The organism is Methanospirillum hungatei, from assembly GCF_020216685.1.
GTDB lineage: Archaea > Halobacteriota > Methanomicrobia > Methanomicrobiales > Methanospirillaceae > Methanospirillum > Methanospirillum hungatei_B.
In genome coordinates this window covers 1-12,321 of sequence record NZ_JAIWNS010000087.1, presented here as the reverse complement: position 1 = coordinate 12,321, position 12,321 = coordinate 1, and the positions used below count along the sequence as shown (strand labels likewise).

General features: G+C 46.4%; 9 protein-coding genes. 6 read left to right on the top strand and 3 right to left on the bottom strand.

Going from position 1 to position 12,321, the window contains the following annotated elements; translation table 11 throughout:
- From LDL35_RS05285 to LDL35_RS05265, 5 genes are all read left to right on the top strand, one after another.
- Window positions 1-1,007, top strand: a 1,007-nt coding sequence (locus LDL35_RS05285) for a chemotaxis protein CheW (RefSeq protein ID WP_304020188.1), incomplete at its 5' end; no start/stop codon positions are given.
- 39 nt (window positions 1,008-1,046) lie between these two features.
- Window positions 1,047-3,482, top strand: a complete 2,436-nt coding sequence (locus LDL35_RS05280) for a methyl-accepting chemotaxis protein (RefSeq protein ID WP_304020186.1) — start codon at window positions 1,047-1,049, stop codon at window positions 3,480-3,482.
- A gap of 8 nt (window positions 3,483-3,490) precedes the next feature.
- Window positions 3,491-5,890, top strand: coding sequence for a response regulator (locus LDL35_RS05275; protein ID WP_304020185.1), 2,400 nt, complete (start codon window positions 3,491-3,493; stop codon window positions 5,888-5,890).
- A gap of 97 nt (window positions 5,891-5,987) precedes the next feature.
- On the top strand, window positions 5,988-7,310 hold the full coding sequence (locus tag LDL35_RS05270; protein WP_304020183.1) for a hybrid sensor histidine kinase/response regulator: 1,323 nt from the start codon (window positions 5,988-5,990) through the stop codon (window positions 7,308-7,310).
- Window positions 7,311-7,367: 57 nt separating this feature from the next.
- Window positions 7,368-7,817, top strand: a complete 450-nt coding sequence (locus tag LDL35_RS05265) for a hypothetical protein (protein ID WP_304020182.1) — start codon at window positions 7,368-7,370, stop codon at window positions 7,815-7,817.
- Between the two features lie 51 nt (window positions 7,818-7,868).
- On the opposite strand, the gene LDL35_RS05260 is transcribed toward LDL35_RS05265, so the two are convergent.
- Entirely contained in the window at window positions 7,869-8,207 is a 339-nt protein-coding gene (locus LDL35_RS05260) for a nucleotidyltransferase domain-containing protein (protein WP_304020180.1), read from the bottom strand.
- Complete coding sequence (locus LDL35_RS05255; RefSeq protein WP_304020179.1) at window positions 8,197-8,613, bottom strand: nucleotidyltransferase substrate binding protein; 417 nt, start codon at window positions 8,611-8,613, stop codon at window positions 8,197-8,199. Before LDL35_RS05255 ends, LDL35_RS05260 begins: the two co-directional genes overlap by 11 nt.
- A 149-nt stretch (window positions 8,614-8,762) precedes the next feature.
- On the opposite strand from LDL35_RS05255, the gene LDL35_RS05250 reads away from it, so the two are divergent.
- Complete coding sequence (locus LDL35_RS05250; protein WP_304020177.1) at window positions 8,763-10,700, top strand: VWA domain-containing protein; 1,938 nt, start codon at window positions 8,763-8,765, stop codon at window positions 10,698-10,700.
- 574 nt (window positions 10,701-11,274) lie between these two features.
- Here the strand turns inward: LDL35_RS05250 and LDL35_RS05245 are convergent.
- On the bottom strand, window positions 11,275-12,321 hold a 1,047-nt coding region (locus LDL35_RS05245; RefSeq protein WP_304020173.1), incomplete at its 5' end, for a S8 family serine peptidase.

The following is a 12,321-nucleotide window of genomic DNA, read 5'->3' as shown; positions in this document are numbered from 1 at the left end:
CCATGGATCATTACCTGTTCTTTTCTATCAGGCATATCAGATGCGGGATACCGTTTACAGATGCAATCTTCATGATCAGGATGGTGAGTATCAACACAGAAAACAGGAATGGGAAAGGAAAAGCCGGCACGATTAACCTTCATGGAGAGATATTAGAGGTCTATTCGATACGGGAACTGTTCGGATATAAAGAGCGCCCTCCCCTCCCTTCAGATAATCTCATTATCGTCAGAAAAGGACTTGAAAATGTTGCTCTCTGGGTAGATGAGACATATGTTATTCAGGGTGGGGATCTGGAACCTGAAGACCGGTTTATGAATGAACATCTGCAGACAATCATTCCCGGGATTCGGATCATCAGATCAGACCTGATAGTCATTTTTGATCTCATTGAATTCCTGGATTATGGATTAATTGGCCAAACAAGGCTTATTGACATTCTTTCTGACCACACGGGTGGTGATGATACCCCCCCGGTTTCATCAGTGCGCGATTACCAGGAAATTGACCGGGTGTTGAAAGAGCGTGCAGAGCAACTTGCATTACCAAAAGAAGAGGTGAAACGGCCTCCGGTAATCGAGGTGATCCGGTTTAACCTGATGTACCAGGAGTATGCAGTGGACATGAAATACATCAGGGAGGTGATCCAGACATCAGAGATCACCCCGGTCCCCGGGACACCCGATTTTATAGCAGGGATATGTTCTGTCAGGGGTGAGATCATCTCACTTGTAGATCTCAGGGCTCTGCTCTCCATACCAGAGAAGGGACTGACCGATCTGAACCGGGTTATTGTCCTAACCGACGGAAATCTTACCTTCGGGCTCCTGGCAGATCAGATAACCGGTATTGGCACACTCAAGACCGGAGATATTGTCAGGACAGTCAGGAGAGAACAAACAGCATGGCAGAACTACATTTGTGGAACTATCGATTCCCTTCATGTACTGAATGTACAGGCATTATTGACGGATCCCAGGATGATAATCGATGACACAGAAACCTGACACAGATCACATCACGGGTAATATTTACTCGTATCAGGAATGGTACAGTATGAACCATGGAACAGTCCGCCGCAAAAAGGAGGCAGTATGATCCAGTTCTTTTCGGATATGAAAGTTGGAACTAAAATTCTTGTAATATCACTATTTCTTGCAATTATCCCGACATTACTCCTGGGACTGATATCATATTCCAGTTCTGTCAATGTAATTAACGAGCAGATTGAAACTTTGCTCGAAACACAGGTCCAGGATATGAAAGGATGGACCAATGATGTCTACAAACTTACGAGGAATAAAGTTAACAGTGACCTGAATGTGCTGCGGCAGAACTTTTACGCGAAAGGGACGCCCGAAATTATCAATAATAATATGACCCTTATTGACAAAAACGGAAAACAGTTTGTTGTCAATGATAATTTTGAGATTGTAGACGGGGTCAGGGATCTGGTCGGCGGAGCGGCAACGGTCTTTCAGGTCTATAATAACACGTACGCCGTCAGAATATCCACAAATGTCAAAGGGACCGATGGGGAACGTGCAGTCGGGACCCACCTGACTGATAATGTCTATGAAGTCGCGGTAAAGCAGGGTGAAACCTATTATGGCAGACGTGATCTGTTCGGAGTCAATTATGTGACTGTATATGAGCCGATCAGGGACCGGAACGGCACGGTCATCGGGGTTTTATTTGTCGGGACTGAGGAAGAACAGACCCTAGATGTCGTAAAAAAGAGTATCCGTGATACGGTAGTCGGTAAGAATGGATACATGTACGTTCTTGACGGGAATGGAATGGTCCTTGTCCATCCGACGCTTGAAAATGTAAACTGGTCTGACATGGAATATGTCAAGGAGATGATGGAGAAGAAGGAAGGGGCCATCATCCATCAGGTAAACGGAACTACTATCCTAGATGCATATACCTATTTTGAGCCCCTTGACTGGTACATTGTATCGCGGGCGGAAATGTCAGATTTTGATGGTCCGATTAACACTATCAGAAATACCATCCTTGCCATTGTTATAGCATCCATCGTCATCGGTGCTGTCATAGCCATCCTCTTTGGACAGTCAATTGCAGGCCCCCTCCAGCAGGTCGTCGTCATGATCAAAGAACTCAGAAATGGTCATTTATCAGCCAGACTGAACATCAAAAGAAAGGATGAGATCGGTATCATGGCTACCACGATGGACGAATTTGCCGATGACTTACAGATAAATGTTGTTGGAAATATTGTCAAGATTGCAAATGGTGAATACATCCAGGAGTTTACCGGGCCGGTCGATGAACTGGACCAGATCCGTCCATCCCTGCAGCTCCTGGTTGAGTCCTTTGATCACCTGCATAAAGAGACTATAAAACTTACTGATGCAGCACGGGCCGGAGATCTCTCCATACGTGGTGATGAGAAGGCGTTCCGTGGCGGATACCGGAGAATTATTGCCGGATTTAATAAAACCCTTGAGACGATTACAGAACCGGTCAATGAAGCCATGCGTCTTGCAGGCTGTTATGCCTCTGGTGACTTTACCGCACGGTTTGATGAGAAGATCCCGGTTGCAGGGGAATTTGTGGCATATCGGGATGCACTAAACACCATCGGTATCGAACTCTCACGACTCATGAAACTGATAACCGAGGAACTCTTTGAGGGGGTATCAGTGCTGTCAGTTGCATCCAGCGAAATTCTGACCGTCACATCCCAGCTCTCTTCTGCAAGCAGTCAGACGGCAAATACCGTTAATGAAACTTCTGACACGGTAGAGACGGTCAGAAAGAAGACCGATCTTGTCAACCTGAAAACAAAGTCAATGTCAGAAAAGGCGATGAAGGCCATCGAGGTTTCAGAGACAGGTCAGCAGTCGGTTCAGGAGATCCTTGACGGAATGAATCATATCCAGCGCCAGATGGACATGATCAGTATGAATGTTGTGAAACTTTCCGAGCAGAGCCAGGCTATCGGAGAGATTATCGCAACCGTCACTGACATTTCAGAGCAGTCCAACCTTCTTGCCGTAAATGCCTCCATAGAAGCAGCAAAGGCCGGAGACTTTGGGAAAGGGTTCGCTGTGGTTGCTCATGAAATTCATAATCTCGCCCAGCAGTCAAAGCAGGCAACCGGTACGATCAGAACTATCCTGACCGATATCCAGCGTGGGGTTTCATCCACCGTGGTATCAGCCGAGCGTGGATCAAATACAGTTGCTGATGCAGTCAGGCTGACAACTGATGCACGAAAAGCCATTGAAGTGTTGACGAGGTCAATTGCAGATTCTTCACATGAGGCGATTGAGATTACCACATCCATACAGGACCAGGTAGCCGGTATGGACCAGATATCAGAAGCGATTGAAAACATCAGGAATGCTGCACAAAAGAATCTCGAAATCACCCATAAAGCAGAAAAAACCGCAGAAGACTTGCATGAACTGGGTATCAAACTTAAGAAGATTACTCTCCAGTACCAGGTATAACCTCCTTCATGACAGATTCAGATGATGAGTTTTATGCAATCCTCCTGGCAACATTCCGGGAGGATGCAGAAGAACTGCTCACCGGTATTACTGACGGACTGATAAAGCTGGAGCAGGCTGAGGATCATCCTGAACCTTTCCTCATAGAAGAAGTGTTCAGAAAGACACACAGTCTGAAAGGTGCAGCCCGGGCGGTGAATCTGCGTGAGATAGAATCGGTTTGTCTGAATCTGGAGAATATCTTCTCCTTAATGAAGAGAGAGGAGTTTTTTGCCTCTGCAGCAGAGTTTGATCTCTTTCATGATGCGGTAAAAAGTATCAGAAACTTCCTCTCAGAAGGAGAGAGAAAAAGTCCACAGCCGGTTGATGTCATCCAAAGACTACGGGCATCACTTGCAGAACGAAAGCCGACAGAAAAGAGTGATGAATCAGTTCCCGTTCAGACTGAAGAGGGACCTTTTTTTCAGGCCTCCTCGGTTCGGGGGTCGGGAAGTGAAGAGAAAAAGCCGGTTATTCCTTTGAATCCTGATCCGGCTGCATTTGCTGCCCCCAGTACATTTCTTGAAGTAAAACCAGCCCTTCATTCATATGCACAGTATGGGAGTGATACCTACCATGGCCCTCCTGCATCCGATTCCGGCACCGTCCGGATAGCGGCGAAAAAACTTGATCGTCTGATTATCGGATCTGATAATCTCCTCTCGACACGCCTCTTTCTTACTCACCGGATGCAGGAACTTGAGGAGATGATAAGCAGATTTTCTCTCTGGAGATGGAATCACAGCCTTGTGTTTAATGATATGCATCTTATCAGGGATGCCATGTACGGGTTGAACCGGACATCCCTTCCGCCAGAACTCTTGTTATTTCTTGAACGGGTCTGTGATTTTCTGGAATATGACCGGGAGTTTGTAACCAACCTGCAGCATGACCTAGCTGCACATATTCATGCAACCGACCTTGACCGGTCAGCCCTTGAAGCCAGCACGACCGAGATCGCTGATCTTATCCATGATGCGGTTCTTGTCCCCGTGTCAAGCATTCTTATCCCGATATCCGGACAGGTGCGTGAGAGTTCACGGGGTCTTGGAAAAGAAGTTGATCTCAAGACCGAGGGTGGCGAGATAGAGATGGACCGTCGTCTACTGGATATGCTGAAAGTTCCCCTGATGCATCTTATCAATAACAGTGTTGATCATGGCATTGAATATCCTGATGAACGGGAAGCGCTCGGAAAACCGCCACGGGGTCAGATCCGGATTAAAATTACTGCTCATTCTGGTAGTAAAGTTGAAATTACCCTCTCTGATGATGGCAGGGGAGTTGACCGTGAAAAAATCAAAAAGACGGCCATTGAAAAAGGGCTGCTCTCCGATGAAGAAGGAACCACCATTGATGATGATGAGGCAATCTGGCTCATTTTTAAGTCAGGTCTTACCACCAGTCCGATGATCACCGACCTCTCCGGACGGGGCCTTGGTCTTGCCATCGTCGAAGATACCATCACCCGTATGGGAGGAGAGGTCCTGGTTACTTCTGAAAAAGGGAAAGGAACTACTTTCTCACTCATTCTCCCGATCCGACTTGCAACCCTGCGGGGACTGGTTATCAGGAGCGGTACATCGCATTATGTCGTACCGGTCCAACAGATCCTCCAGGTTATCAGGGTGCCGCCGGATCAGGAGCGCAAAAAGAACGTCAGACAGATGATCCACTATAAGGGAGAGATGCTCCCGATAATCAGATTGTCAGAAGCGTTGAAGGTTTTGGATTTCGGGACAGATGACCCATCCAAAGAGATCCCGGTACTGATTGTTGCGTATGGTGCAGGAAAAATTGCATACGCCGTAGATGAAGTAATACAGGTTCAGGAGATTGTTGTACGCCCGCTTGGAACACAATTACGCAGAGTAAAGAAGATTACAGGAGCTGCCGTCCTTGGAGATGGAAAACTTGCACTGGTCCTTGACCCTCCCGAACTGATCCAGGAAGGGCTTCGGTTATCAGGCCAGGCACCTGCCCCCCTGCCGCCAAGAAAGACCTCCGGAAAGGTCCTTATTGTTGAAGACTCGGTAAATTCCCGGGCACTCTTACGCAGGACCCTTGAGAATGCCGGATTTCAGGTGACAACTGCCAGTGACGGGATGGAGGCTTTCAGCATACTTCTAGAAGAAGAGGTGGATATCGTTGTCTCTGATGTGGATATGCCCAGGATGAACGGTTTTTCCCTCACCGAGAAGATTCGTAATGATGAACGGCTCTCCCATCTGCCGGTTGTTCTGGTCACCGCACTTGATTCACGGGAAGATCGGGAGCACGGGCTCTCATCAGGGGCTAATGCGTACATTCTGAAAGGTACATTTGAACGAAGTGAACTGGTCAGGACGGTGAAAGGATTATTAGCATAAATCCTAAAGTTCATACAGGGTTGCATCTATTAGTACACAATAATAATGCAATCATGATCATAGTCTGTGACCGGAATGGTCTGATTTCAGGATAGATATGGCTGAAATGGTTCAAAACTCATCGGTTCCCATACTCGTGGTAGAGGATAACCGGACACAAGGCGAGTATCTGCGTTATGTCCTCGAAAAAGAGGGCTATCCGGTAACCATTGCTACCAACGGGAAGGAGGCGCTCATCTCTATTAGCAAAAGCCGACCCTATCTTATACTGACTGATGTCATGATGCCTGAAATGGACGGGTATGAACTCTGTTCAGCAATAAAAAATGATCCTGCGACATCAGATATACCAGTCATACTGGTCACCCATCTTTTCAATCCGGTGGATGTCATCAAGGGTCTGGAAGCTGGCGCAGATAATTTTATCATCAAACCCTACACACCCGAAGTTATCCACACCCGCATTGCAAGCATTCTGCAAGCCATTAATAAACCAGACCCGAATGATCGACCAACACCACTGAATGTAATCTTTTCTGATCGATCATATACCATTACCGCCACCCGTCTGCAGATCATAAACATTCTCCTCTCAACCTATGAGGTGGCGATTAAGAACAATTCAGATCTGCAGGTAGCCCAGGAGAAACTTCATTATCTGAATGACCAGATGCAGAAGACCCTTGAAGAATTACAAAAAAGTAACCATGACCTCTCAGTCGAGAACCATGAGAGACGGATGGTTGAGACGGCGCTTGGGAATGCAAATAAGAAACTACAACTGATGGCAAGTATCACCAGGCATGACCTCTTAAATCAGCTCAACTCACTACAGGGATATCTGGAGCTGGCGACCATGGACCGGGAAGAAAATCCTGATCTGGCATGGTCTTATATTGACAAAGCCGTGGGAATTCTTGGACAGACAGTCAATACGGTGAAATTCACCAAGGAATATCAGGAGATCGGAATAAAATCCCCGATATGGCATAACTGCAAGAATCTTGTCTCGAAATCCCTGAAGCATACTTCATTACATCATGTTCATCTGGAAAACCAGATTCCTGAAGATCTGGAAATATATGCAGATCCCCTCATTGAAAAGGTCTTTTCAAATCTCATAGAGAATGCAGTCAGATATGGTGGGAAGATCTCAAAGATATGTATCAGGTTTGAGAGAGATAACGGGACCTTCCGAATCATCTGCGAAGACGATGGATCAGGTATAGAGTCAGACGAAAAGAAAAAGATATTCCAGTATCAGTATGGAAAGAATACCGGCCAGGGATTATTTCTTTCACGTGAAATACTCTCCATCACCGGTATCATGATCGAAGAGACTGGTGTTTTCAATGAAGGGGCAAGATTTGAGATCATCTGCCCCGATGGAACAATAAGGTTCTCTGAGAAAGATATCTGATTAAATACTTTTTTAATATAGTGAAGCAATGCTCATTTTATTACTAGTTCCAGAATTATGACGCAGGAAAGCCTGGGAAAGTCTGATGTCCGGACCATTATTCCCCCTGAAGAAAAATCAGCGATGAAAGAGCTGATCAGGGCATATAGTTCTGAACTCTTAAAAACTCATGATGACCTCATCAGACTTGATGTCCGGTTCTTCAAATCATTCTGTACCATCAGGATATATCAGGAACCATTCGGATCGTTTCAAAGCTGTAGCCAAAAAATTCGGGATTCGGAGGAGATGAGAGAAAAACTCCGAAATACCCCCTCACCACTCTGTCGTCTCACCTACATCGCTCCGAAGAGATGGACTCTTTCCATCTACAACTTTTGTAAGGATAAATATGAGCCGTCCCCATTCCTGACCGGCCGGATGGAAGGAACACCAGAAGAGGGCTTTGAAACCGCAATGGAGTATTTTTATGGCAAAAAAAAAAAAAAAAATGATTATCCAGGCTAATTGCCGGCATACAGCCGGTGAGATATCAGTTAAGGGAAAAATATACTCTATTTATACGCAGTCAATTGAAGCCGGCAACCGCGAAAATATTTTTTTTTTTTTTTTCCTGATATGATCCAGGAGATCAGAGTTTTCAATTCGCTGAATGTGAACGAGATCTACAAAGTATGGAAGATTCAGATCATCTATCCGGGTATGGAGCCTGAGTACATCTTCAAACGTCAGTTCCTCTCCATCAAGGGCAATATCAATATCTGAACCATTCCGATATGTTCCAAGAGCCCGTGAACCAAAAATGAAGGCCTGATTCAATCGGGGACATTGGGCTAATGAATTGCGGATTCGCTCTAACTGGAACTCTGATAATCCGAAAGAAATTTCATCCTTCATTGGCAATCCCATTCATCTTCTCCTGAAATGCTGCCATAGCAGGGAAATACCGGAAAGCTATCTTTTGCATTATCTCTTCTGCGGTATTTTCATCATATGTGTGTGAGGTAATATTACGACTTTCAAGCATATCCATCCAGGTTTCTCCATCAGAGATCAGATCCATCGATAACGCAAGCCGGATGGCATCACGGGAACCTCGAATCTCCTGATGCCCCTGATAGAGAGCGTAGTCTCTCATCAGATTCCAGGCTAATTCATATGTAAATTCGAAATATTTGATGAACCCCTGTTTTTCCATATTTGATAGTGGACGCGAGGTATATGACAAAACCCCTTCCCGTACCATTAAAAGGACACGGTTATAGTTTTGAAGACGGTGTTTATACCTGATGTCCTGTAACATGCAGAGTATTTGGTGTCCTGAACAATTAAAATGTCATTGAATCTTAAATAAATCCTGAAATAATTACATTTGAGAGATCATCAGGATGATTTCGAAATATATATGCAGCCTACATGCAATACTCCTGTACTTTTTCAAGGAGGTATTTCATGCATCAAAAAACGACAGCACGTATCATACTTATCATCGGACTCTGCATCCTTGCCTGTACTGCCGATGTTCTGGCTGCAACAGATGGATCAAATGACACCGAATCACCGGTTCTTGGCATAACCGGAATTAACGCAGTAAACTTCCCGAATGTAATCACTTATGTAACGGTTAACACCCCGGAAGGAAGAGAGGGGAGCCTGAGTGTAGATGACTTTCAGGTCTTTGAAAATGGTGATCTGATGGAGATTACCTCCGTTCAGTTTCCAGACGCGTCATCACGGACCAAACTGGATCTTGCCATTCTCTTTGATGAGACCGGGAGCATGAGTGAAGAGATTGCCGATATGAAAGCACGGGTCAATGAACTGACCAATGCCATCGACAGTGTGAATATTGACAGCAGGTACATGCTCATCAGTTTTCGCGATTCCCTCACCGTCAGGCAGGGCTGGACATCTGATCCGAGTCTTATCAAACAGGCTGTTGACAGTCTTCAGGCAGATGGAGGAGACGATGCACCGGAAGTAAACCTTGATGCCATAGAAGCTGCCCTTTCATCAGGGTTCAGGCCTGATGCCCAGCATATGATCCTTGACATCACCGACAGCATGACCCATTACCGGGGAGACGGAACAGAATTTTCTCAGTTTACAATCCCGGAGACGACAAGTCACCTGCTGCAGAACGGAACCAGTTACATTCTGGTCGGGCCTTCATCAGTATCTGGTGGATTTAACGTGCATACCGATAAAAAAGAGATCGTCAAAGCCCTTGGTGGCAGTGGTCTTTTTATCGACATCCATGGAGATGAATTCTCCACCATCCTTGATAGAATCCAGTCCATAATCACTCATACCTATACCATCAGTTATTTTACTCCACGAATGTATGGCGATGACCAGAAAATTACCCTTGAGGTCAGAGTTGGTGCAGATTCAGCAACCGGGCTCTTCACCGTTCAGAAAGACCGTGTATTCTCTCCTGGACCGGAAGTGACCTCAGGAACTTCAGGAATACAGGCCCAGCAACAACCCCCGGACGTTGATGACATCAGCATGTATGGAACTTCTGTTGTAGACATTACCGGCATTAACGGGGTGAACTTTCCCTATATCATGACCTATGTCACGGTGAACAGTACTGCAGGAAAGAACGGGGCACTCAGACAGGAGGATTTCCAGGTGTACGAGGATGATGAACTCATGAATATCACCTCGTTCGCGTTTTCCGACCGGTCCACGACATCAAAACTTGATCTTGCCATCCTCTTTGACGACACTGGCAGTATGAGTGATGAGATCAATGAAACCAAAGAAAAAGTCATGGAGCTGACGGAGAGTATCGCTCTCGCCGGGATTGACTGCAGGTATGCACTCATCAGCTTTAAAGACACGGTTACCATAAACCAGGAATGGACTTCCGATCCCTTGGTCATACAGCAGGCAGTAGCCGGATTACATGCCAGCGAAGGGTTTGATGCACCGGAGGTAAATCTTGATGCCATAGAAGCTGCCCTGGAGATGGGTTTCAGGTCAGATGCACAGCATATGATCATCGATATAACCGACGACCTGACCCATTACCGGGGTGATGGCACGTCGTTTTCACAGTTCACCATCGCTGAAACTGCAGAGAATCTGCTCAATAACGGGACAAGTTTCATCCTTGTCGGGCCGACGATCGTCTCTGGTGCATTTAACGAACAGAATGATAAACGGGAACTGGTAAAGGCTCTCGGCGGAAGTGGTCTCTTTATTGACATTCATGGGGATGAATTCTCAACAATTCTCAACAATATCCAGGGGATTATTACGCATACGTACACGCTTGGATATTACTCACCAAAACAGACAGCTGACGGAAGTAAGCGTACGGTCAGGGTTGTCGTTCCACCGCATGAGGATAGTGGTCAGTATACTGCCATCGCCCGATGAAGAGGTAAATCCCTGAATCTTCTTTATTTTCTATTTTTTGATCTTTTCCATGCATTGATTTTTGTGTAAAATAGAGAAATTTATCTGAAAGGTCTGCATTGCTATAGCGGATTGTGTTTCAGAATGGCTGACCTACACATCAGATAGTCCTGCACATATCTATGTTCATAATGAGTGTGGAAAACCGGTCCTGAATCGTATTCAGGAGCGGCTGAACCATCAAAATTACCAGATTTCAGGGGTAGATCCTATTCTTCCGAGAAGAATGATGTTTCATCATTTATATGGAAAACTCTCTATAAAGAACCGGATACAATTGTGTCACCATGTATGATTCACGATAGATTCCGCATCCGCAATATTTCACAAGCAGGATACCAATGGCAGGTATTATTGACCGGCTCATCATATCTGGAAATTTTTGATTCACATCATGCACAACAAGTGCCATGGACCGGGGGGATTTTCGGATGATAAATTTTTACGTATGACCATTTCACGGGTCTTACTTTTTTTTTTTTTTTTTTAAGACAAAATAGGTTTCTCCATATAATTAGGGGTCCTGGTGGAGCAGTCATATCTGAACAAATTCTGCTTTCGGGACCGGGAATGAGGCAGGAGATGCCCCACTGTCTGTCCCTGCCATCTGCATCCCCTGTTCAGCAGAGGCTACAATAATGGGAGTATTCCCTGCACATTTGTAACTGTTCATCTGCAGGTTGTACATCCCGTTTCCGGATCTGGCATAGATCATCACAAAGTACGTCGAACCTGATACCGGCTTTGTAATGGAAGTATATGCATTCGGCCCATAGGCATAATAATTGGCATAACACCGTGAATTCTGCGGATTACAATCCCTGCACACATAGATATCAAATACAGATGAACCGGCACATGCATTGGTATTATCCTTCAACCCTCCTGCTTTTGCTGCGGTTGCAATCCCCTGACCGCCACCACATGTTCCCCGAACCGATAATGACCACTCAATCTTTGACCGTCCGTCAACCGGAATATAATACCCATATACCGCTGCCTGTCCCTGCCTGAGAAAACCAGACTGGACATCTCTCTTATACACGCCACACGGGGGCACCGGGCCTTGTGTTGGTGAAGGAGTGAACGTTGGAGTCGGGCTCGGGGTCGGGGTGCGGGTCACTGTAGGGACCGGGGTGAATGTGGGGGTCGGGCTCGGGGTCGGGGTGCGGGTCACCGTGGGAACAGGAGTGAATGTGGGGGTCGGGCTCGGAGTCGGGGTGCGGGTCACCGTGGGAACGGGAGTCAATGTGGGGGTCGGGCTTGGAGTCGGGGTGCGGGTTACCGTGGGAGCAGGAGTGAGTGTAGGGGTCGGGCTTGGAGTCGGGGTGCGGGTCACCGTGGGAACAGGAGTCAATGTGGGGGTCGGTGTAGGAATGGACACATCAAGCGCTTTCGCCGCATTCAGCCTCCCGCCTGTCGCAACTTTTCCAGACAGGGATGCAAGAACATCACATGAACCCAGAATCTTACTTTTCATCTGTGCGGTAGATATTGAGGGATTTCTGGCTTTGAGCAGGGCTGCTGTTCCGGTAACATAGGGAACGGCCATCGACGTCCCGTTCAGATAAGAATACCCTCC

Bases quoted from the DNA above. Each gene is read 5' to 3' on its own strand.
- LDL35_RS05280 (WP_304020186.1), top strand. From the start codon at position 1,047: ATGGTACAGTATGAACCATGGAACAGTCCGCCGCAAAAAGGAGGCAGT.
- LDL35_RS05275 (WP_304020185.1), top strand. From the start codon at position 3,491: ATGACAGATTCAGATGATGAGTTTTATGCAATCCTCCTGGCAACATTC.
- LDL35_RS05270 (WP_304020183.1), top strand. From the start codon at position 5,988: ATGGCTGAAATGGTTCAAAACTCATCGGTTCCCATACTCGTGGTAGAG.
- LDL35_RS05265 (WP_304020182.1), top strand. From the start codon at position 7,368: ATGACGCAGGAAAGCCTGGGAAAGTCTGATGTCCGGACCATTATTCCC.
- LDL35_RS05260 (WP_304020180.1), bottom strand. From the start codon at position 8,207: ATGAAGGATGAAATTTCTTTCGGATTATCAGAGTTCCAGTTAGAGCGA.
- LDL35_RS05255 (WP_304020179.1), bottom strand. From the start codon at position 8,613: ATGTTACAGGACATCAGGTATAAACACCGTCTTCAAAACTATAACCGT.
- LDL35_RS05250 (WP_304020177.1), top strand. From the start codon at position 8,763: ATGCATCAAAAAACGACAGCACGTATCATACTTATCATCGGACTCTGC.